Raw genomic sequence first — 21150 nt, 5'->3', positions numbered from 1 at the left:
GGTTCAGATAACTCGTTTCCGCTCGACTTGCATGTGTTAGGCCTGCCGCCAGCGTTCAATCTGAGCCATGATCAAACTCTTCAATTTAAGATTTTGTTCGGCTCAATGAATACTGAACATTACATAAAGTAATGTTTGAATTGACTGTGCTCTTATTGGCTTTCACTTTTAAAAAGTGAAATAAAACAGCTCAAGGCTGCTTCCCAATTCGAATGGTCACTTCGTTTCATTGAAACCTAATTTGAAGCCGAAGCTTCTAATTGGATTATCATCAACGAGTGCCCACACAGATTGATAGGTTCTTATTTTTAAAGAGCTTTTCTAACATTTTCAGCAACTTAGTTGCTCGTCGTTAGGGGTGCGTATCTTACTTCACACCGTGAGAGAGTCAAGCATTTTTTTAAATTCTTTTTTCTCTCTTCCGACTCGCTGTGTGACTTTCGTCTCACTCCGTGTCGGTGGATGCGCAGTATAGGGAGTTGAGAAATTAGCACAAGCGTTTTTTGCAAAAAAACTTTCAACCGAACAAATAACAAACACTTTGTTCAGATATACGGCAAAACAAAGGATCTTTGACGTAATTATTCGATCCTAAAGAGGAGTAAAGTCAGACTTCATTGCAGTCTTCTCGTAGTTTTTCGTCACGTTCTCCTCTTCTTTTCACAGAAATTAAAGGTAAGCCGTCTTACCAATAACCAGTTTCGACTATGGTCTATTTAAACAAAAATCGATTTTTGATTCAGATCACTGCACTTCCTTACATATCGATCAAGAATGATTCTCGTTATCATTATTGGAGAGTTATTCATGAAAGCCGCAGTTGTTAGTGAATTTAAAGGTCCGCTTGTTATCAAGGATATTCCTTTACCCAACGTTAAACCTCGTGATGTACTCGTAAAGGTTCATGCATGTGGTGTTTGTCATACTGATCTGCACGCTTGTCATGGCGATTGGCCGGTAAAACCCAAAATGCCTCTGGTACCAGGACATGAAGGTGTGGGTGAAATCGTCGAAGTTGGCAGCGAGATACATCATCTCAAAGCAGGTGATCGTGTTGGTGTTCCTTGGTTGTATAGTGCATGTGGTCATTGCGACTATTGTTTAGAAGGGCAAGAGACGCTGTGTTTAGATCAACATAACGCTGGTTATTCCGTTGATGGCGGTTATGCAGAGTTCTGTCTTGCTCATGGTGAGTACGTCGTGAAGATTCCAGATGGCTTAAGCTATGTGGATGCAGCTCCCCTCTTCTGTGCAGGTGTTACCACTTATAAGGCGCTCAAAGTAACAGATGTAAAACCAGGTCAATGGGTGGCAATTGTCGGTGCAGGTGGTTTAGGTCATTTAGCCATTCAATATGCTGTAGCTATGGGCATGAATGTTATTGCTGTAGATACTGGTGATGAGAAGCTCGCACTCGCTAAAAGTCTAGGTGCGCAACACACCATCGACTTTATGAAAGAGAAACCATCAGAGCGTATTAAGACCATCACTAATGGCGGCGTGCATGGCGTTGTATGTACTGCAGTATCGAAGCCTGCATTCCAAGAGGCTTATCACTCCATACGCCGTGGTGGCGCATGCGTTCTTGTTGGTCTTCCTCCTGAAGAGATGCCAATCCCTATCTTTGATACGGTGCTAAATGGTGTCAAAGTGATTGGCTCTATTGTTGGCACACGCAAAGACTTGCAAGAGTGCTTACAATTCGCAGCAGAAGGAAAAGTAAAAGCCATTACCGAAGTTAAACATCTTGAAGATATCAATGACATCTTTGCTGATATGGAGAAAGGTGAAATTAATGGGCGTATCGTGATGGAGTTTGCCTAGCTTTGGCTGTTGATATCTTTTCTATATAGATAGCAAAAAAAGAGCGGCACTTTCATGCTGCTCTTTTGGTCTTTGCTTTTTACTTGGGGTGCTTCAGGTGAAGTCTTGGAAAAGTGACTCTTCTATATAGAAGAAAAGATCAGAGCATCCTTGCCCTTCTCTTTACGACAGAATAGTTAGGGGTATATCTAAATGCCGTTATTGTTCGATGACGCATTGAGCTCGTAAGAGTGGAGCATGCTTGCATTCCCAATAGCGTCATCTTCGAGAGGAACTTAGTTCTTCAATACTTTTACGGTGTAGCTACCATCTTTTTGTTGGTATAGACCGTGGATGTCGGTTTCGAAACCTGGGTAATGCGCACCGATCTCACAAAGCATCTCTAGGAAGTCCAGCACAGGGCGAGACTCTTGAGTCACCATTTCACCAGGAAGTACTAGTGGCACACCTGGAGGGTAAGGAAGGATCATGTTCGCACTTACGCGACCAACCATTTCTTCCAGTTTGATTTCTTCTACGTTACCGCGAAGCTCTTCTTGCCATGCTGCGTGTGGTGTTACTTTCATTTCTGGAAGAACATCGAACGCTTTGTACATTAGCTCTGGTAGGTTGTATTTCTTAGTTAGGTCATGAATTGCTTGTGCTAGTTCTTGAACGCGCATGCCTTCATAGAAGCTTGGGTCTTCGTTGTATAGCGAAGGTAGGAAGCTCTTGATGGTTAGGTTCAAGTCGTAGCCACGTTTAAATTCAGTTAGACCGCGTAGCAATTGCATTGCTTTTGATTTGTCGATGCCGATTGAGAATAGGAACAACAAGTTGTATGGACCTGTTTTCTCTACCACGATGCCGCGCTCGTCTAGGAATTTAGCCACCAGCGAAGCAGGAATACCTGATTCTTCTAGTTCGCCTTCTTTATTCATCCCCGGAGTCAGTAGCGTTACTTTGATTGGGTCAAGATACATGTGGTTATCATCCATGTTCTTGAAGCCGTGCCATGTGTCGCTAGGGTCTAGTTTCCAACATTCTGTGGTATCGATGTTTTCTGGTTGCCATACATCGAAGAACCAGCTGTCGCTTTCTGCTTCTAGACGTTTGATCTCTTTACGGAAGCGGATTGCGCGATCGATAGAGTCTTGCATCAACTTCTTACCAGTGTTGCCGCGCATCATTGCCGCTGCAGTTTCAGTAGAAGCAACAATGCCGTACTGAGGTGAAGTTGAAGTGTGCATCATGAATGCTTCGTTGAAAGATTCTTTATCAAAGTCGCCTTTCACGTGAATCATTGAAGCTTGTGAGAACGCTGCCAACAGTTTGTGTGTTGATTGTGTTTCGTAGAACACTTTGCCTGGCATCGCTTCACCACTCATACCACATTTACCTTCGTAAATTGGGTTGAAGTTAGTGTAAGGCACCCAAGCACTGTCGAAGTGGATGTGTTTACAATCTAGCGACTCTTTGATGAATTGTGTGTTGTACAGCAAGCCATCGTAAGTTGAGTTAGTCACTACTGCGTAAGTTGGTGCTGTTGCACCTGGTGTTTTCGCCACTTTCTCTGCGATTACATCGCGGCTGAATTCGCTTTGTGGGATACCACCAAGGATGCCGTATGCGTTACGAGTTGGGCGGAAGTAGATTGGTGTCACGTCGCTCATCATCATTAGGTGAGTCAGAGACTTGTGACAGTTACGGTCAATCAGTACTGTGCTGCCTGCTGGCGCTGAGTACATACCAACGATTTTATTCGATGTAGACGTACCGTTAGTTACGATGTACGAGCTGTCTGCATTGAATGTACGTGCGATGTATTCTTCAGCATCTTTATGTGGACCTGAGTGGTCTAGTAGAGAACCTAGTTCAGGCATTGAAATTGATACGTCCGCTTTGAATGTGTTTGGACCGTAAAAATCGTAGAAGATGCTACCAGCAGGGCTTTTCTGGAATGCAGTACCGCCCATGTGACCTGGAGTACAGAAGGTGTATTTACCTTCTTCTACGTATTTGAATAGCGCTTTAGTGAATGGAGGCATGATGGCATCTTTGTATGCCTCTGTCGCTTGGTTGATTTTGATAGCGATGTCGTCAGCCATACCTAAAGCGTACTCGAAGAAGCTCACGTTTAGACGTAGGTCTGTTAGTGAAATGTCTAGAGTAGACTGTTCGTTAGCAAATGCGTGAACAGGCAGTTTTTCGTTGATTTGGCTGATACGTTCACATAGCTCTAGTGAGTATTTATCCCAGTCGAACAGCACACCGCAAATGCGTGGGTTCATCTCAATCATCTTGATCAAGTCTTTATCATCTACTGGGTAAACCACTTCGTAGCCCGCTTTCTCAAGAGCAGCGTGAAGTTGACGAACTGGCTCTTCTTTAAAGAACACACCCATGTGGTTCAAGATAGCGAATATATTCATTTGGACATCTCCAAGGCGAATGAGGGCGCTCTTTGCCATTTACAGGCAATGAGTAAGGTGAGCGCCGCGTGAATTTGGGTTTTATGGGCTGGCACCTTAGTGCCAGCGTTTTGGGGATTAGTTGCTTGCTTGGGCAGGCATATCGTCAGCGTGCATTTTCACGTACTGAGCAAGACCTGCTTTTTTGCTGTAGAACATCAAGATAACTAGAGAAACGATGAAGGTTGCTGTTAGCGTACCGCCCTCTGCACCTGCTAGTGCGATGAAGCAGAACAGACAAGCCACACCAGAGAACAGCATTACGAAGCCGTTGCGTGTTGTCATACCTTCGAAGCGAATCAAGTTAATGCTTGAGTAGAAGTAAGGCAGCATAGTTAGTAGAACTGCGTCAGTCGTTAGCTGGTTGAACAGGTCTGATGCGTGTGCTGTTTTAGAGCTAAAGAACATCAGTACAACCATTAGCGCAGTCATCTTGATTGACGCAAGGATTAGACCTTTCTTAGGCACACCGTTTTTATCAGTTTCACCGTAGATTTTAGGGAAGTTGCCGTCGTTTGCTGCGCGTTTACCCGCCTCACCTACTAGCATCATCCAAGAACCTAGCGAAGTGAAACATGCTAGTGCTGTAAATGCTGATACGAATGGCGCTGTCCAGCTACCGAATAGCTCAGTTGTTGCTAGTGCAAATGGCGCACCTGATGCCGCAACTTCTGACGCAGGGAACATGCCGCTGATCATTTGAGTTGATAGGATGTAAATCACACCTGCGATACCAGTACCCAACATAGTTGCTAGTGGTACGGTACGTTTAGGGTTTTCTACCATACCAGTCGATACCGCTGCTGATTCCACACCTACGAATGACCATAGACAGATAAGAACCGCAGTTACTACCGCGTGGCTGTCAGTGCCTGCTGATACGTTCCAGTTTTGGCTGTAAAGCGCAGTATCGAAGTGCGTCCAACCAAATGCGGCTGTACCAACAACTGGGATAAGGATAAGAACTAGACCAAGCGTACATAGACGGCTTACCCAGCTACCACCAAGTAGGTTGACGAAAGTGAAGATCCATACCGATGCAATCGTCGCAATACCTGCTGGGATTGGGTTATTAAGCACAGGGAAGAATACTGAAAGGTAAGAAACACCTGTAATGGCAATAGCCAGGTTACCAATCCAGTTCGCGTGGTAATAAAGAACGCCCGTTTGGAAACCAAATACCGGAGACACTTCGCCAGCATAAGCGATAGGACCACCTTCTTGTGGGTTTTTGGTTGCCAGACGAGCGTAAACGAACGCCAGACTCAGTGCACCGACCAAACAGATCAGCCAACTGAAGATTGAAACAGAGCCTACAGAGGCAAGACTAGAAGGTAATAGTGCAATACCACTACCCATCATGTTACCGGCTACGACACCCGTACAGGCAATAAGGCCGATTTTTTTCGCATTCGATGACATAACATCTCCAAATCTATTCTACTCGAGTCAACATGACTCAAACTGAATGGTTATTAGCGAGATGCTATGAGGAGGAATCTGCTCGACCTCGCTAAATTTCGAAGTGAAGACTACGCCCAAAAACTGGGAAAAAAATAAACTTGGCGTTATCAATAAAACAATTAGCCCATCGGTATAAAGTTGAGATAAACCTTATAAACACAAAAATATAAAACCAATAAATACAGAAGGTTAGCCCAATAACATTAAACGCTCTTATCGGAAACCTAAAAACATCAACCTCAACAAATTTTCCATCAAGCTTATCAACCTCTATCAACATCAAAAGAAACCATGGCTAATTACCCAAACTGTTGACGCCGCTTTTTCCTACCTTTATTGCTCCGTTGACTTACATCAAACTTCCCTCTTCTTTTCCCCTCGTTCTGCATAGATACCAACGTAAGTACACATAAACAACAGTGTGGTTGTGACAGACAATAAGTACACAAACCAAAGGTAGAGCAATGGGGGAAAAAAGGTAGATCTAGCAAAAACTCGATAAGAGCCGCTCATTAATAAACACAAGCAAAATACAAAGATGGTGAGATAGAAGATAGAAGATAGAAGATAGAAGATAGAAGATAGAAGATAGAATGAAAAGCCTACCACCCCCTGTAAAGTAAGCTCTATTCAAAAAGCAAGAAGATAGCGATTTAATAACGTAGAGACAAAAAAGCCCCTCACCGAAGTGAAGGGCTAAGTGTCTCTGATTGATAAAAGAGGGCTTACTACAACATACGAACCACAGAAGGGTGCACTGCTCGATACATGGCGTAATCAATCGCCTTCATATTGCTTGGAAAGACCAAGTTTTCGCATAGCAAATAGGTCTCTACAGATGTATCTATATAGAAGGCTTCACTGTAAGACTCACTTGCCCAATCCAAATCACCATCCAATTCCGCGTGCTTGCCTCTAATGACATAAGACAGAACTGAGTCTCGAACCTCGAGAGCTTGATTCAAATGCTGCTTAGCCAAATCGATGTCACCTGCAATGGTCTCATGCAGCGCTAACGCTTCATAAATACGTGGCTGAATTGGTCCCACCATCATCTTTGAATTGGTTTCCAATTTCTCACTCAACTGCTGAACTCTGCCTTTTCTCAGCTCCAATGCAGGATCAAGCGCCTTTTGCACATGATAGGCAATCAACAGCTCAGCTTGTACATAAGCGTTATCCGGTTCAATCTCGAGAATTCTCTCCATCAAGTCGATACCGTGCTGGAATTGATTCGCATCCGACACATTCAAGTAGTGGTTTGCCTCAACAAACAGCTCCAATGCATCTGGGTTCATTGGCATACCCGCCACCAGCACCTTGGATTTTAATTTTGCATCTGGCACTTTTAGTGCGCGCATCAAATCTAGAGAGGCTTGCTGCATAACCGACTTCAAATGGCTATTGGTTAACGCGTATTGGCGGCTGAACAAAACCTTTTCGGAGGAGTTATTGCGATATTCCACCTCAAGGAAGCTGCCACCGTCGTTTTCTTTAACACGTACCACCACAGACTTACCAGGTACAATACCAGTAGTAAAGGTCGCCTTTTTCAACATGACTCGATAATCACTGACTTGAGCCACATCTGCCATCAACTTCTGTGCAAACCCGTCGGCTAAGTCATAGCTACGACCTTCTTTGCTGAAGTTATCCTGAAACTTGAATTCGATAAGGTGAGTATCAATGGCTTGTGTAATGCGCACTTCAGATTGCTTATAGGTAAACACCCCCATCACCACGACCAAAATACTGATCCAAATGAAGTTCATGAAACCTAATCGCCAAGGGCTGATTTTATTCGGCTTGCGCGGTGCTTTTTTCTCTTTTGACATCTCGCATACAGCGCGAGTTAACGGGCCTGCCGGAAATGCAATCGTAGAAGTTGAGATTTCTGATTGTTCTTCTTCGATTTCTTCTACGATCGGAGCAAGAATCTCTGTATCACAATGGCGGCTAGCGAGGAATTCCTCGTGCGTCATCGGCGTCACATTTGCTACCAACTTGTAACCACGTTTAGGCACAGTGATCACGTAGCTGGTGTTTTCTTCTCGACCGTCGCGCAGCAGTTTACGCAGCTCAAAAATGGATTGCGTCACAACTTGGTCAGTCACAATCGCACCCGCCCAAACGTATTGGATCAGCTCTTCGCGGTTGAACACTTCACTAGCGTGCTCTGCAAGAAAATGCAGCAAATTAATTAAGCGTGGCTCAACGGTAACTTCCCTGTCTTGTCGATACAGCTTATTTTCATCAACGCTCAAAACCCAGTCATTGATTTGAAAATAGACTCCAACCATGTATGAAAACTCTCGTATCTAATAGACAGCGTCGCTTTAGGAATAGATAGGACTACACATTCTTACTGTCGACTAAAGCCGAGATTATAGGTGGGAAAACGGCTTGAACCTAGAAAAGCAAGCCGCCAAAAATGCAAACTTAAATTAAGTAGCACGCTACTCAAGGGCTGCGAGGATAGAACAGTGGCTGGCATCGTCATTGTTATGCCCACAGCAAGCGTCATTGATCTTCTTTAATGCGGTGCGAATCTTTGTCAGTTCCGCTATTTTTTCATCAATTAAAGTTAACTTTGCAGAAGTGATAGCTTTTACTTCTGCACAGCTGTGTTCTGTCGCTTCTAATTTGATTTCTAGAAGCTCTTTTATTTCCTCTAAACTTAAGCCAAGCTCTTTCGCTTTGAGAATGAAGCGTACCTGTTTTTGGTTTTCTTCGTTGTATAAGCGATAGCCCGATTCACTTCGCCCTGCGGGCTGGATCAGTGTATTTTTTTCGTAGAAACGTAATGTATCGGCAGTCACACCACAGCGTTTCGCCAGTTCACCTATCTGAAACATAACTTTCCTTATTAACTATCTCGTTACTTTTAAAGCCAAAGATCGAGTTTTTTGCAATTATTTTTGAGATGCCAAACGATTGCGCGAGCTTTTTTGTAATAAATTGGTTAGAATACGCGCCATCAAATAGTGGAGACTGTTTTCTAAGCATGAAAACACCTGCAAAGGTCTTTACCAAAACTGGCCAATATTTTACCCCATGAGGTAAAAACAAGTTCATTTTTGGCAAACATCTTTAACTCCGTGAATTTGAGGAAAATGGAAGCATGAACAACGCTCGTCCTATTCGCCGTGCGCTTATCAGCGTATCAGACAAAACAGGTATTGTTGAGTTTGCACAAGCTCTTGCTGAGCGCGGTGTCGATATCCTATCTACTGGTGGTACGGCTCGTCTACTTGCTGAGCAAGGCATCGCAGTAACCGAAGTCTCTGACTACACTGGTTTCCCAGAAATGATGGACGGTCGCGTTAAGACGCTTCACCCGAAAGTTCACGGTGGTGTACTGGGTCGCCGTGGTCAAGATGATGACGTGATGGAAAAACACGGCATCAACCCTATCGATATGGTTGTTGTTAACCTATACCCATTCGCAGAAACCGTAGCAAAAGAGGGTTGTACTCTAGCTGACGCAGTTGAAAACATCGATATCGGCGGTCCAACTATGGTTCGCTCTGCTGCGAAAAACCACAAAGACGTGACTATCGTCGTTAACGCAGGTGATTACCAGCGCGTAATCGCAGAGATGGATGCAAACGACAAATCCCTTACTCTAGATACCCGTTTCGACCTTGCTATCGCAGCATTTGAGCACACTGCGGCTTACGATGGCATGATCGCAAACTACTTCGGCACTATGGTTCCATCTTACGGTGAGAACAAAGAAGGTGATGAACCTTCTCCTGAAAACAAGAGCAAATTCCCTCGAACATTCAACCAACAGTTCGAGAAAAAACAAGATATGCGCTACGGTGAGAATAGCCACCAAGCAGCTGCTTTTTACGTAGAAGCAAACCCACAAGAGGCGTCTGTTTCTACTGCTCGCCAAATCCAAGGTAAAGCCCTTTCTTACAACAACATCGCAGACACAGATGCAGCACTTGAGTGTGTGAAAGAGTTCAACGAACCAGCATGTGTGATCGTAAAACACGCGAACCCATGTGGTGTAGCTCTAGGTAAAGACATCCTAGAAGCGTACAACCGCGCTTACCAAACTGACCCAACATCTGCATTCGGCGGCATCATTGCATTCAACCAAGAGCTAGATGCTGAAACAGCAACCGCTATTGTTGAACGTCAATTCGTTGAAGTCATCATCGCACCTTCTGTTTCTGCTGAAGCGATTGAAGTGGTTGCAGCGAAGAAGAACGTGCGCCTGCTTGAGTGTGGCGAATGGTCAACGAAGACAACGGGCTTTGACATGAAACGCGTCAACGGCGGTCTACTGGTTCAAGACCGTGACCAAGGCATGGTAAGCCTAGATGACCTAAAAGTGGTTTCTAAGCGCCAGCCAACAGAAGAAGAGCTGAAAGATGCACTGTTCTGCTGGAAAGTAGCGAAATACGTGAAATCAAACGCGATTGTTTACGCGAAAGGTGACATGACCATCGGCGTAGGCGCAGGTCAAATGAGCCGCGTTTACTCTGCGAAAATCGCAGGCATCAAAGCTGCAGACGAAGGTCTAGAAGTCGCAGGTAGCGTAATGGCATCTGATGCGTTCTTCCCATTCCGTGATGGTATCGATGCAGCAGCAGAAGCTGGCATCAAGTGTGTGATTCAACCTGGCGGCTCGATGCGTGATGACGAAGTTATTGCAGCAGCAGACGAACACGGCATGGCAATGATCTTTACAGGTATGCGTCACTTCCGCCACTAGAAAGAAAAGATGCGAGAGCGCTTCGCTACTGGATACAAGAGCGTTGCGCTCCGAGATGAGCAACACTTTCCTTTCGTGTTGCTCAAACATTTTCTAGTTCTACTACTATCAATTTTGATTGAAGGTTTAAAACATGAATGTACTTATCATTGGTTCAGGCGGTCGTGAACACGCACTAGGTTGGAAAGCGGCGCAAAACCCAAATGTTGAGACTATCTTCGTTGCTCCGGGTAACGCAGGCACAGCACTAGAGCCTAAACTAGAGAACGTAAATATCGCAGTAGAAGACATCGCAGGTCTGGTTGCATTCGCAAAAGAGAAAGCCATTGAGCTGACCATCGTTGGTCCTGAAGCACCATTGGTTATCGGTGTTGTGGATGCTTTCCGAGAAGCCGGTCTGCCAATCTTTGGTCCAACACAAGCAGCAGCGCAGCTTGAAGGCTCTAAAGCGTTTACTAAAGACTTTCTTGCTCGTCACCAAATCCCGACGGGAGCATACGCAAACTTCACTGAAATCGAACCTGCACTCGCTTACGTACGTGAACAAGGTGCACCAATTGTAGTCAAAGCTGATGGTCTTGCCGCTGGCAAAGGCGTGATTGTGGCAATGACACTAGAAGAAGCTGAAGACGCCATCAAGGATATGCTAGCGGGTAATGCATTTGGTGATGCTGGCAGTCGTGTGGTTATCGAAGAATTCCTAGATGGGGAAGAAGCAAGCTTCATCGTGATGGTGGATGGTGAGAACGTTTTGCCAATGGCCACCAGCCAAGACCACAAACGCGTAGGCGACAAAGATACCGGTCCAAACACAGGCGGCATGGGCGCTTATTCTCCTGCTCCAGTGGTAACACCTGAAATTCATAACCGCATCATGGAAGAAGTGATTTACCCAACAGTGCGTGGGATGGCTTCAGAAGGCACCCCTTACACAGGTTTCCTATACGCGGGTTTAATGATCGATAAAGACGGTACGCCGAAAGTGATCGAGTACAACTGCCGCTTTGGTGATCCAGAAACGCAACCGATCATGATGCGCATGGAATCGGATCTTGTTGATCTATGTCTGGCTGCTATTGATGCCAAACTGGATCAAGTGGAATCAAAATGGGATCCACGAGCATCGATTGGTATTGTGTTAGCCGCCGGAGGCTATCCTGCTGCGTACAACAAGGGCGACATTATCTCAGGTCTTCCACAAGTTGAAATTGAAGGTGAGAAGGTCTTCCACGCAGGTACACACAACAAAGACGGCGACATTGTGACAAACGGCGGCCGTGTACTTTGTGCAACAGCACTTGGTAACAGCGTATCAGAAGCACAGCAACGCGCTTATGAACTTGCAAAACAGATCAGTTGGGATGGCATGTTCCATCGCAACGATATCGGCTACCGTGCAATCGCACGTGAGCAAGAAAAATAAAAACAACTTCAGTTGGCTAAAAAGACAAAAGGCGCATTAAGCGCCTTTTTTATTCATGTGACTCCACTAGCATGAAGCTAAGCTCAGAACTTACTCAGAGATCAGCTTTGGTCGTGGGATACAATCAAAGTTGTCATCATTGAGCATCAACAATTCGTCAACAGTTGCTGTATTACGTGACTCTTTGCCGATAAACGCAATGTAGCTATCTACCGATGCCAATCTATCAATCACAAACTTAGGTAAAGTCTGGTTAAATTCCAGCGTCGCGAACTCACGTCCTTTGCAGGTTTCGAACGTCTCGCCATCCCAAAAACCTTGAATCAAACTCTGACCTTCGCGAGATTGACTCTTGATCGAAGCAACCACATCATTCGCTTCTGTCTTGTAACGCTCTAGCTGATCACGTCGTAAAGGCAGCACTTTCCCGTTCACACGGTATTGCTGATAGATCGCATCGCCATCTTTATTGAATCGAATGTGGATTTGAAAAGGCACCAATCCTTGTTTTGTATCGAGTTGCTCACCTTTTCGAATCAACTCTCTTAGCTCACCATCGTCCCAGCGATAATCACTCTGATACGAGCCGGAATCACCCATAGCTACGTAGTCTGCAGCCGTACTAACGCGTGTCAGACGTTCTGTCATCCAATACAAACTGGTGGCATCACCCATGATTTTTCCGCCAGAGAAATGGGTAAATTGGTCAAGGTTTGGGGTTTCAACAGAAGAACAGCCAACAAGAGCGAGGCTTGATAAAAGGAGTGAAGTGAGTAGATGTTTTTTCATGAAATTGCACCGAGGCAGGATACCTCGGTGCATTTTAACTTAGTTTACTGATTCTTTCAGCGCTTTACCTGCTACGAATGCTGGTACGTTAGCTGCTGCGATTTGAATCTCGTCACCAGTCTTAGGGTTACGACCAGTACGTGCAGCGCGGTGGTTTACTTTGAATGTACCAAAACCAATTAGTTGAACTTGGTCACCCTCTTTAAGAGCGCCAGTAACACCCTCAAGAGTTGCTTCAAGAGCAGCTTTAGCTTGTGCTTTAGATAGGTCTGCTTTCTCTGCAATAAAGTCGATTAATTGGGTCTTGTTCATTAGGTTTCCCTTCTCATATGTTATCGAATTCATCTCACTCTAAAACATAAATGCCCCATCTGGCAAAGGTTTGTAAGCGATCTTTCGATTTTCTGACGTAGTTTTAGCCATAATATGAGTAATAACTCACAATTTGTTACTACTTGTACGGGCAAAGCGCTTGCTTTCTAATGCAATTAGAACGATTTATAGGGCGCTTTTGCGGTTATAATCGCTTAAAATCCCGACTATCACATTACATTCAAGGGCAACTATGCTGCTGTTATCCATTTATATCTCTATTGCTATCGGCATTTCGTTTATCTGTTCGGTACTGGAGGCGGTACTTCTTAGTATCAGTCCGAGCTACATTGCGCAGCTCAAACAACAGGGGCACCCTGCTTCTGCTCAGTTAGAAAAACTGAAAGCAGACATCGACCGACCACTGGCTTCGATCCTGACCCTGAACACCATTGCTCACACTATCGGTGCAGCAACGGCAGGTGCACAAGCGGCGGTAGTATTCGGTAGCGAAGCACTAGGTATCTTCTCTGCGGTACTGACACTGGCGATTCTTGTTCTATCAGAAATTGTACCTAAGACGATTGGTGCAACTTACTGGCGTCAACTTGCACCATCTGCGGCGGTATCGCTGCGCTGGATGGTATGGGCACTAACGCCATTCGTATGGTTCTCTGAGCAAATCACTAAGCGCCTAGCTCGTAACCACGAAGCACCGAAGATGCGCGATGAGTTATCTGCTATGGCCATTCTGGCAAAAGAGAGCGGAGAGTTCGCAGAAGGCGAATCAAAGATCCTGAGCAACCTACTGGGCATTCAAGACGTGCCAGTAACACAAGTCATGACACCGCGTCCGGTCGTATTCCGCGTAGACGCAACCATGACCATCAACGACTTCCTAGAGAAGCATAAAGAGACGCCTTTCTCTCGCCCACTGGTTTACAGCGAACAGAAAGATAACATCATTGGTTTTGTGCACCGTCTAGAGCTGTTCAAGCTGCAACAATCGGGCAGTGGTCAAAAACAACTCGGTTCGGTCATGCGTCCAATCCAAGTGGTACTGAACAACACAGCTCTACCAAAAGTGTTTGACCAAATGATGACTCACCGTCTGCAGCTAGCGCTTGTGGTTGACGAATACGGCACAGTACAAGGCTTGGTAACGCTAGAAGACATCTTTGAGCACCTATTGGGTGAAGAGATCATCGATGAAGCGGATAAGAGCACAGACATGCAAGAACTGGCTTACCAACGCTGGGAAAGCTGGAAAGAAAAGCACGGCGTAATTGAAAGCCGCGATGACGATGAAGAAGAGGAAGGGCTGGAGAAACAGGACAAAGAGCCAGAAGCTCAAGAGCCAACGAAGCCAGAATCTAAAGAATCGTAATCAGTACTGGGCATAACAGCCCATATGCAAAAATAAAAAGGCATCCAATTTGGATGCCTTTGTTCTGTCTATTCAATAATTAAAGTGTGATGCCGATATTGCTCACGGCGTCTTCACGTAGCTCTTCACGCAAATCTTTAATCAAGCAGATGTCGCGTTCCACCGCTTCACGCAGTGGACGGAAGATCGCCCATTGAACATCCCACTCTTCACATACGGCTTCATTTTCTTTTTGATTGTCGTTGGTGATTGGCTCCGCACCTTGTGCTTGTTCTAGGTCAGCAACGGTTTTTACCGACTGTTGGCTCACTTTAAGCATTGAGTCGAAAAGGTAGTCGCGATCCAACAGGCCATGCAACAATGTCGACAGGCTCTGACACGCGTCCATCGCTGGGTAAACACCGTAAAAATCGAATTCATCCGCACTTGGGAACAACTCTTCTAACTTCTCTAATTGACGTTCGAAGTTAATTTTCGCGTTCTTAACCGTCAGAATTTCCCATACACTATCAAGAATCGCTCGGTAAGCACGTGGCTCAGCAAATTCTGTATTCTCACAAAACATCGCATAGTTTGGATACATGCGTTCACACAGACACGCCATGAAGGTAATTTGTTGCCAAGGTTCTAGTTTTTCCAAACGAACCTGAAGAGGATTCTTAAGCATAGTCACTCAATCATTGAAGAAAAAAACAGCGAAAGTGTACTTGATTCATCACAGGGAAAAAAGTTAATGCGGCATCCAAATCAGATTTTCCTGCTCTCAGAGCATCGCGACACCTACGAAACGTTACTGGCAGAGAAAAATCTGCCCGATCTTTGCCTCACCGACCAACCTGAAGAAGCTCAGATCGTACTGGCGGATCCACCATTACTATCACAAAGGTTAGACGAGTTTTCACAGCTTGAGTGGGTGCAATCCACATTTGCTGGTGTGAATGCCTTAATGTCACCAAATCTACGCCAGGATTACACTTTAACCAACGTACGCGGCATTTTCGGACCATTAATTGCCGAGTACGTAATTGGCTACTGCATTGCTCACTTCCGCCACTTTATGCAATACCACCAGCAACAGCAGAACAAGCAGTGGCAACCGCATCTGTACACCTCGCTGCAAAGCAAAACTATGGTGATTGTTGGTACAGGCAGCATTGGTAGCTACTTGGGGAATGCAGCGCAATTGATGGGAATAAAGACTATCGGAGTGAATCGTACCGGGATTCCAACCTCTGGCGGTGAATTTACTCAAACCTATCACATCAATGAACTAGCAAGCGCTTTTCACCAAGCGGATATTGTCGTGAATACGCTACCGAGCACACCGGATACGCAGCGCTTACTCAATAGTGAAGTGTTAAGCCACCTTAATCAGGCACTGTTATTTAATGTCGGAAGAGGTGATGTGATTGATGATGTAGGTCTATTGCTCGCGCTCAAGAATCGCTGGGTGGAACATGCTTTTCTCGATGTATTTGAACAAGAACCACTCTCGCCGCAACATCCGTTTTGGAAACTTCCGCAGGTAACCATCACACCCCACATCGCAGCATTGAGTTTCCCTGAGCAAGTGGTCGACATTTTTGCAGATAACTACTTGAGTTGGCGAGACGGTTTCTCTCTTAATAATCAGGTCGATTTCGATAAAGGGTATTAACCATCTTATGTCTTTAGAAACATTGCTAAAGCAAGTACGTGCCTGCCAGATCTGTGCAGACGATTTACCTTTGGGTGCAAACCCTATCGTACAAGCCGCAAAAGACGCACGCATTCTAATCATCGGACAAGCGCCGGGAACGCGCGTACACAAAACCTCGATACCTTGGAACGATCCAAGCGGCGATCGGTTACGCCAATGGCTCGATATCGACAAAGACATTTTCTACGACCCAAACAAAATTGCCATTGTCCCAATGGGCTTCTGTTATCCAGGTAAAGGAAACTCAGGTGATCTACCACCTCGTAAAGAATGTGCGCCAGCTTGGCATAAACAGATTCTTGAGCAGTTGCCCAATATAGAGCTGACGCTACTGATTGGTCAGTACTCACAGCAGTACTATCTCACCAACAAACCAAAGACGCTCACGCAAACTGTTCAGCAATGGCAGGATTGGGAACCTGACTTTATTCCACTTCCCCACCCTTCTCCACGCAACACATTGTGGTTAAAGAAGAACCCTTGGTTTGAATCTGACGTCGTGCCATATCTTAAAAAACGCGTTCATTCGATGCTTTAGGTTACCCATGATCTAATTGCTTGTTTATCTGTACAAGAAAACTAGAACATAAAACTCGCAATCATAAATCTTTGTTTATATTAAACTTTAATGTCTAACGTGCAGCTAGAATAGTAATTAGATCATGGCAGACCAAATACTATCAGAGCTGTACTATCTTGAATTTCAGGTAAAAAAATACCGGCACTGATTGCCGGTATTTAATTTCAAAAAGTCGAAGTTACTTGTGGTATGGCTTAGATAGCTCGTGTACCGCTTCCACAAACACACCTGCGTTTTCTGGCGGCACATCCAAGTGGATACCGTGACCTAGGTTGAACACGTGACCAGTACCTGCATCGCCAAAGCCTTCTAGAATACCCGCGACTTCTTCACGGATACGCTCTGGTGAAGCGTAAAGCATTGATGGGTCCATGTTACCTTGTAGAGCCACTTTATCACCGATACGCGCTTTCGCGTCTGCGATGTTGATTGTCCAGTCTAGACCTACCGCATCGCAGCCCGTTGCTGCGATTTGCTCAAGCCACATACCACCGTTCTTAGTGAACAGCGTTACTGGTACACGGCGACCGTCGTTTTCACGAATCAGACCATCTACAATCTTGTGCATGTATTGCAGAGAGAACAGGTTGTAGTCACGAGGTGTCAGTACACCACCCCATGTATCAAATACCATCACCGATTGTGCACCCGCTTTAATTTGCGCGTTTAGGTACTCGATAACGCTGTCTGCTAGCTTATCTAAAAGTAGATGCAGAGTTTGTGGTTCTGCGTACATCATCTTCTTGATCTTGGTGAACGCTTTCGAGCTGCCGCCTTCAACCATGTAAGTCGCCAGTGTCCATGGGCTACCAGAGAAACCAATCAGTGGAACGTCACCATTCAAGTCTTTGCGGATTTGACGCACTGCGTTCATTACGTATTGCAGTTCGCCTTCTGGATCCGGCAGACCGATCTTTTCAACGTCTGCTTTGCAAGTGATTGGTTTATCGAAAACCGGACCTTCACCAGCAGCAAAACGAAGTTCTAAGCCCATTGCATCTGGGATAGTTAGGATGTCAGAGAACAAGATCGCTGCATCAAGAGGAAAACGGCGTAGTGGTTGAAGCGTTACTTCTGACGCCAACTCCGCGTTTTTACACAAAGACATGAAATCGCCCGCTTGCGCACGAGTTGCTTTGTATTCTGGTAGGTAACGACCTGCCTGACGCATCATCCATACTGGCGTGTAATCTACTGGCTCTTTTAAAAGGGCACGCAGATAACGATCATTTTTTAATTCAGTCATTCCGTAATTCCAATTGTTAGGCTTTCTTTGAAAGGGGGTATTCTATCACTGATTTAAGGCTAATAGCTGTGTGCTTTGCAACCTGGATCAAGTTATTAACTTTTAAATCAGTGCTTAATTTGCACCCAATCGGTATCAGTGTTAAAAATTTGTTCGCTAGCGAAAACTACAATTATAAACTGAGTACCCGGTACTCAGCATCTCATAACGACATCTTACTTACCCCCTCCCTCTCGGAGGGTTTTTTTTATCTATTTTTCAATGAATTAAAAAAGCCACCTTACGGTGGCTTCATATTTCATAATCATGATTGGCAAACTTTTTTCATGACCCCTTTTACATATCCTTTGGATAGGTAAGTCGGACACAAGGTCTCCCGCACCGATTGCGAGTCAATAATGTAATTCTCAAAGTTTGTTAGTGCCGTGTTAGCACACCCATTTGTTGCGACTTCTTTTGCCAATGCAAACTGAGAATTACTCGGTCGATCAAGCGTATACAACAGCGCATTCGAGACCTTTTCATCTGCACAGTATTCCGGAGACTGCTTGACTGCCGCGGCATAGAATGGAATCGCGAGAGATTTAGAGACATTTTGGAACACCTTAGTCCCTTCTTCAAAACTTACGTTACCCGCAGGAGAGAGTTCGGCGAGCAGTTGTCCGTAGCTCTCTACACACCCTTCCATCGAATACTTGATACAAGATTGCGCTGCCGGAACTAAGGCTTTTGCAAAGCTTTGAGTAAAATCACTGGATTGAGACAGAAACGCATACTCAGTGAGTAGCTGCTGCCCTAAACCAATAGCGCTATCAGCGGCTCCGGAAGAAACGTAACTATTGAAAGCTCCTGTTGCAGCATCTGCCACCAGTCCTTGCCAAGCATCATCTCGCTTTGATGGACGAATATCATTGGCATGATAGAGCAGCTCATTCCAGCTTTGTGCTTTATGAAGAGCGGTTAAATCTTCCATAGAGTAACGCTCTTCAGCGACCGCAGAAAAGCTTGAAGCCATGGCAACTAAGGGGAAGAGTATTTTTTTCATTACCTTAGTTCCACGCTTGCTTGAGATATTTCAGCGTTGAAGAGTCGTAAGCCGCGTTCGGGTTCAAAGCGACTTTAAGCACACTGCCACCATCATCAAGAGAGAAACCTGCTTTACGCGCCTTCACAGAGTCTTGACCAACAAATTGGATTTGTTGAACTTTTTGGAACTCTTCTTTATAAAGTGCGGCATGTTCAGTCGTCGTGCATAGCTTAACCATATCATCGTAGATATAGTTGATTAAGCCACCCAGCCAACCTGTGGTTTTTACTTTGTCTAAACGAGCTTCAGCAAAGTCGTAGTCATCCCACGCAGCCCAGTCAAAGTTTGTTTCAAGAACTTCATTGCCACAAGCGGTTTGCACTTTTGCGACGTTTTCCGTCATTGTATTTTCGGTCAACATACGCTTCGCTTTCACTTCAATACTTGCCTGTGCCGAAACACTTACCAAAGAAAAAGACGCAATACCTAGCCATAACGCTGATCTGTATTTCATTAGACATACTCCTTTATTAATCATTGTGTCATTACAGAATGCTGTGCTAGGTCAGTCTAACAACCCCCTTTGTCTCAAAAGTGATTCTACCTTTTCCTTTAATCGCTTTACGAGTCGGCTCTCAAGCCTGCTGAATATCACTAATTGTTTGCTCAATTAATGCTCTTGCGATTGTCCCTTTTGGGGCTACTGGCGGCATATCATCAACGCCAAACCATTGAGCATCAGACAGCTCGGTGTAATCAGGATTCAATTCACCAGACTCGTAATCCGCAAGAAATGCCATCATCATACTGGATGGAAAGGCCCATGGTTGGCTGCCAAAATAGCGAATATTTTTAACGTGTACGCCGGTTTCTTCGTGCACCTCGCGTGTCACACACTCCTCCAAGGTTTCACCCACCTCTAAAAAGCCTGCTATTACGGTATACATGCCATTTCGATGGCGAGGGTGCTGAGCTAGCAAGATTTGGTTGTCTTTACGCACAGCGACAATGATGCATGGGAAAATACGCGGATAATGCAAAGTACGGCACTCACCACACTGCATTGCCAATTGATTGTTATTGAGGAAATTGCGACCACCGCATTGCGGACAAAAACGCAGACTTTGTGTCATATGACCATACTGAATGGCTTTACTGATCAAAAGAAAAAGGGAGTCTGAGAAATGGAGACAATCACGCAAAGATACAAGCTCTAAATCGTGGTCTAAATCCGACAGGTTTACCCACATCACCGGGGCATCTTGATATTCACCTATCTGCCTTGCACTCGCTTCTGGCAGTGAGAACTGCTCTGCATTGCCAAATGGGATAGCACCATCCACCAGCCAAACATCGCTTCCTGAGACAACACACCAATAGGCGTTTTTCGTACGGTTAACTTCACCTTTTCTTAACATTACAGCGTCCCTTTGCTTGAAGTTCATTCATTTTACTGGCAATCTAATTTCATACCAGAGTTTGTCGTTCGCTAAATTTGCAACTATAAATTCTAGTAAGGACAAGAGTTTGTAATCACTTTACTAACTTTGCTTTGCAAAGGATACGTTCGCCAATGGGCGATCAGATCATGAGGGCATGGTCATGCTAAAAAAATTCAAACAAACACAAGACCAATGGGGCGGTTCCAGTGACGTTATTGACCATTGGCTGGAAACGAGACAATCTCTGATTGTCGAATATTGTAAGCTTGCAGCACTGCAACCTTGTTCGAAATCCAATGTCATTGAACTCCCTTCCCCTGACGAACTTCAGCACTTCTGCCAACACCTTGTGGATTATATCTCTGAAGGTCATTTTAAAATCTACGATATGGTGATGGATAAGTGGAAAGCCACTGGCTTTGTTGCTACTGATGAAATTAACCAAACTTACGCGAAGATCGTCCTCACTACTGAGCCGTTGTTGAACTTTACCGACAAATATTCTGATGTTTCAGCCGAAGATGAACTGGCTGATTTTGACGAAGATATGTCTTTGATTGGGGAAATCATTGAGACACGCTTCGCGGTAGAAGACCACTTGATTCAGTTGATTGCCGACAGTTTAGCGATGCCGCCTGGCGCATAGCGAGAAGCGAGAAGCGAGAAGCGAGAAGCGAGAAGCGAGAAGCGAGAAGCGAGAAGCGAGAAGCGAGAAGCGAGAAGCGAGAAGCGAGAAGCGAGAAGCGAGAAGCGAGAAGCGAGAAGCGAGAAGCGAGAA

Annotated in this window: 18 protein-coding genes and 1 rRNA gene; 7 read left to right on the top strand and 12 right to left on the bottom strand. The window is 45.1% G+C overall.

Going from position 1 to position 21150, the window contains the following annotated elements:
- Positions 1-87, bottom strand: a 16S ribosomal RNA gene (locus ABMY42_RS25530); the annotation flags it as partial.
- Positions 88-807: 720 nt separating this feature from the next.
- Here ABMY42_RS25530 and adhP point away from each other — a divergent pair.
- Complete coding sequence (adhP, locus tag ABMY42_RS25525; protein ID WP_009697531.1) at positions 808-1824, top strand: alcohol dehydrogenase AdhP; 1017 nt, start codon at positions 808-810, stop codon at positions 1822-1824.
- 275 nt (positions 1825-2099) lie between these two features.
- Here the strand turns inward: adhP and ABMY42_RS25520 are convergent, their stop codons facing one another.
- The 4 genes from ABMY42_RS25520 to zntR form a co-directional block, all read right to left on the bottom strand.
- Positions 2100-4235 carry a lysine decarboxylase CadA gene (locus ABMY42_RS25520; RefSeq protein WP_005451159.1) on the bottom strand — a complete coding sequence of 712 codons (2136 nt, stop codon included), beginning with the start codon at positions 4233-4235 and terminating at the stop codon, positions 2100-2102.
- A 117-nt stretch (positions 4236-4352) separates the two neighbouring features.
- The gene (cadB, locus tag ABMY42_RS25515; protein ID WP_005434864.1) at positions 4353-5696 is read right to left on the bottom strand and encodes a cadaverine/lysine antiporter; all 1344 of its coding nucleotides are present in this window, start codon (positions 5694-5696) and stop codon (positions 4353-4355) included.
- A 770-nt stretch (positions 5697-6466) separates the two neighbouring features.
- A complete protein-coding gene (cadC, locus tag ABMY42_RS25510; RefSeq protein ID WP_005451154.1) occupies positions 6467-8038 on the bottom strand; it encodes a lysine decarboxylation/transport transcriptional activator CadC in 1572 nt (523 codons plus the stop codon).
- 156 nt (positions 8039-8194) lie between these two features.
- Positions 8195-8593 (bottom strand): Zn(2+)-responsive transcriptional regulator, encoded by a 399-nt coding sequence (gene zntR, locus ABMY42_RS25505; protein WP_005451151.1) that lies wholly within the window; start codon positions 8591-8593, stop codon positions 8195-8197.
- A gap of 266 nt (positions 8594-8859) precedes the next feature.
- Here zntR and purH point away from each other — a divergent pair, with 266 nt between their 5' ends.
- The gene (gene purH / locus ABMY42_RS25500) at positions 8860-10467 is read left to right on the top strand and encodes a bifunctional phosphoribosylaminoimidazolecarboxamide formyltransferase/IMP cyclohydrolase (RefSeq protein WP_050907843.1); all 1608 of its coding nucleotides are present in this window, start codon (positions 8860-8862) and stop codon (positions 10465-10467) included.
- A 133-nt stretch (positions 10468-10600) separates the two neighbouring features.
- Complete coding sequence (gene purD, locus ABMY42_RS25495; protein WP_050907842.1) at positions 10601-11890, top strand: phosphoribosylamine--glycine ligase; 1290 nt, start codon at positions 10601-10603, stop codon at positions 11888-11890.
- Between the two features lie 90 nt (positions 11891-11980).
- Here purD and ABMY42_RS25490 read toward each other — a convergent pair whose 3' ends face one another.
- Positions 11981-12679 carry a DUF1481 domain-containing protein gene (locus ABMY42_RS25490; protein ID WP_009697538.1) on the bottom strand — a complete coding sequence of 233 codons (699 nt, stop codon included), beginning with the start codon at positions 12677-12679 and terminating at the stop codon, positions 11981-11983.
- A 39-nt stretch (positions 12680-12718) separates the two neighbouring features.
- Entirely contained in the window at positions 12719-12991 is a 273-nt protein-coding gene (gene hupA, locus ABMY42_RS25485) for a nucleoid-associated protein HU-alpha (protein WP_005433627.1), read from the bottom strand.
- 253 nt (positions 12992-13244) lie between these two features.
- On the opposite strand from hupA, the gene ABMY42_RS25480 reads away from it, so the two are divergent.
- Complete coding sequence (locus tag ABMY42_RS25480) at positions 13245-14378, top strand: hemolysin family protein (protein ID WP_005451141.1); 1134 nt, start codon at positions 13245-13247, stop codon at positions 14376-14378.
- Positions 14379-14457: 79 nt separating this feature from the next.
- On the opposite strand, the gene ABMY42_RS25475 is transcribed toward ABMY42_RS25480, so the two are convergent.
- On the bottom strand, positions 14458-15045 hold the full coding sequence (locus tag ABMY42_RS25475; protein WP_005451139.1) for a DUF416 family protein: 588 nt from the start codon (positions 15043-15045) through the stop codon (positions 14458-14460).
- 66 nt (positions 15046-15111) lie between these two features.
- Here ABMY42_RS25475 and ABMY42_RS25470 point away from each other — a divergent pair, with 66 nt between their 5' ends.
- Positions 15112-16035 (top strand): D-2-hydroxyacid dehydrogenase, encoded by a 924-nt coding sequence (locus ABMY42_RS25470; RefSeq protein WP_050907841.1) that lies wholly within the window; start codon positions 15112-15114, stop codon positions 16033-16035.
- Between the two features lie 7 nt (positions 16036-16042).
- Positions 16043-16615 (top strand): uracil-DNA glycosylase family protein, encoded by a 573-nt coding sequence (locus ABMY42_RS25465; RefSeq protein WP_009697536.1) that lies wholly within the window; start codon positions 16043-16045, stop codon positions 16613-16615.
- Positions 16616-16835: 220 nt separating this feature from the next.
- On the opposite strand, the gene hemE is transcribed toward ABMY42_RS25465, so the two are convergent.
- From hemE to nudC, 4 genes are all read right to left on the bottom strand, one after another.
- Positions 16836-17903, bottom strand: coding sequence for a uroporphyrinogen decarboxylase (gene hemE / locus ABMY42_RS25460; protein ID WP_005433634.1), 1068 nt, complete (start codon positions 17901-17903; stop codon positions 16836-16838).
- Between the two features lie 304 nt (positions 17904-18207).
- On the bottom strand, positions 18208-18948 hold the full coding sequence (locus ABMY42_RS25455; protein WP_005451134.1) for a hypothetical protein: 741 nt from the start codon (positions 18946-18948) through the stop codon (positions 18208-18210).
- A gap of 4 nt (positions 18949-18952) precedes the next feature.
- Positions 18953-19444, bottom strand: coding sequence for a hypothetical protein (locus tag ABMY42_RS25450; protein WP_005451133.1), 492 nt, complete (start codon positions 19442-19444; stop codon positions 18953-18955).
- A 121-nt stretch (positions 19445-19565) separates the two neighbouring features.
- Positions 19566-20348 (bottom strand): NAD(+) diphosphatase, encoded by a 783-nt coding sequence (gene nudC / locus ABMY42_RS25445; protein WP_005451132.1) that lies wholly within the window; start codon positions 20346-20348, stop codon positions 19566-19568.
- Between the two features lie 178 nt (positions 20349-20526).
- Between nudC and ABMY42_RS25440 the strand changes: the two genes are divergently transcribed.
- A complete protein-coding gene (locus ABMY42_RS25440) occupies positions 20527-21018 on the top strand; it encodes an Rsd/AlgQ family anti-sigma factor (RefSeq protein WP_005434886.1) in 492 nt (163 codons plus the stop codon).
- Positions 21019-21150: the final 132 nt, after the last annotated feature.

Origin of the sequence: Vibrio sp. SSH13-20 (genome assembly GCF_040104475.1) — a bacterium.
GTDB classification, from domain to species: Bacteria; Pseudomonadota; Gammaproteobacteria; order Enterobacterales; family Vibrionaceae; genus Vibrio; species Vibrio harveyi.
Note: the sequence above shows the minus strand (reverse complement) of the source record. Positions and strands in the feature narration are given on the sequence as shown.

Coding starts and splice junctions, on each gene's coding strand:
- adhP (WP_009697531.1), top strand. CDS start 808: ATGAAAGCCGCAGTTGTTAGTGAATTTAAAGGTCCGCTTGTTATCAAG.
- ABMY42_RS25520 (WP_005451159.1), bottom strand. CDS start 4,235: ATGAATATATTCGCTATCTTGAACCACATGGGTGTGTTCTTTAAAGAA.
- cadB (WP_005434864.1), bottom strand. CDS start 5,696: ATGTCATCGAATGCGAAAAAAATCGGCCTTATTGCCTGTACGGGTGTC.
- cadC (WP_005451154.1), bottom strand. CDS start 8,038: ATGGTTGGAGTCTATTTTCAAATCAATGACTGGGTTTTGAGCGTTGAT.
- zntR (WP_005451151.1), bottom strand. CDS start 8,593: ATGTTTCAGATAGGTGAACTGGCGAAACGCTGTGGTGTGACTGCCGAT.
- purH (WP_050907843.1), top strand. CDS start 8,860: ATGAACAACGCTCGTCCTATTCGCCGTGCGCTTATCAGCGTATCAGAC.
- purD (WP_050907842.1), top strand. CDS start 10,601: ATGAATGTACTTATCATTGGTTCAGGCGGTCGTGAACACGCACTAGGT.
- ABMY42_RS25490 (WP_009697538.1), bottom strand. CDS start 12,679: ATGAAAAAACATCTACTCACTTCACTCCTTTTATCAAGCCTCGCTCTT.
- hupA (WP_005433627.1), bottom strand. CDS start 12,991: ATGAACAAGACCCAATTAATCGACTTTATTGCAGAGAAAGCAGACCTA.
- ABMY42_RS25480 (WP_005451141.1), top strand. CDS start 13,245: ATGCTGCTGTTATCCATTTATATCTCTATTGCTATCGGCATTTCGTTT.
- ABMY42_RS25475 (WP_005451139.1), bottom strand. CDS start 15,045: ATGCTTAAGAATCCTCTTCAGGTTCGTTTGGAAAAACTAGAACCTTGG.
- ABMY42_RS25470 (WP_050907841.1), top strand. CDS start 15,112: ATGCGGCATCCAAATCAGATTTTCCTGCTCTCAGAGCATCGCGACACC.
- ABMY42_RS25465 (WP_009697536.1), top strand. CDS start 16,043: ATGTCTTTAGAAACATTGCTAAAGCAAGTACGTGCCTGCCAGATCTGT.
- hemE (WP_005433634.1), bottom strand. CDS start 17,903: ATGACTGAATTAAAAAATGATCGTTATCTGCGTGCCCTTTTAAAAGAG.
- ABMY42_RS25455 (WP_005451134.1), bottom strand. CDS start 18,948: ATGAAAAAAATACTCTTCCCCTTAGTTGCCATGGCTTCAAGCTTTTCT.
- ABMY42_RS25450 (WP_005451133.1), bottom strand. CDS start 19,444: ATGAAATACAGATCAGCGTTATGGCTAGGTATTGCGTCTTTTTCTTTG.
- nudC (WP_005451132.1), bottom strand. CDS start 20,348: ATGTTAAGAAAAGGTGAAGTTAACCGTACGAAAAACGCCTATTGGTGT.
- ABMY42_RS25440 (WP_005434886.1), top strand. CDS start 20,527: ATGGTCATGCTAAAAAAATTCAAACAAACACAAGACCAATGGGGCGGT.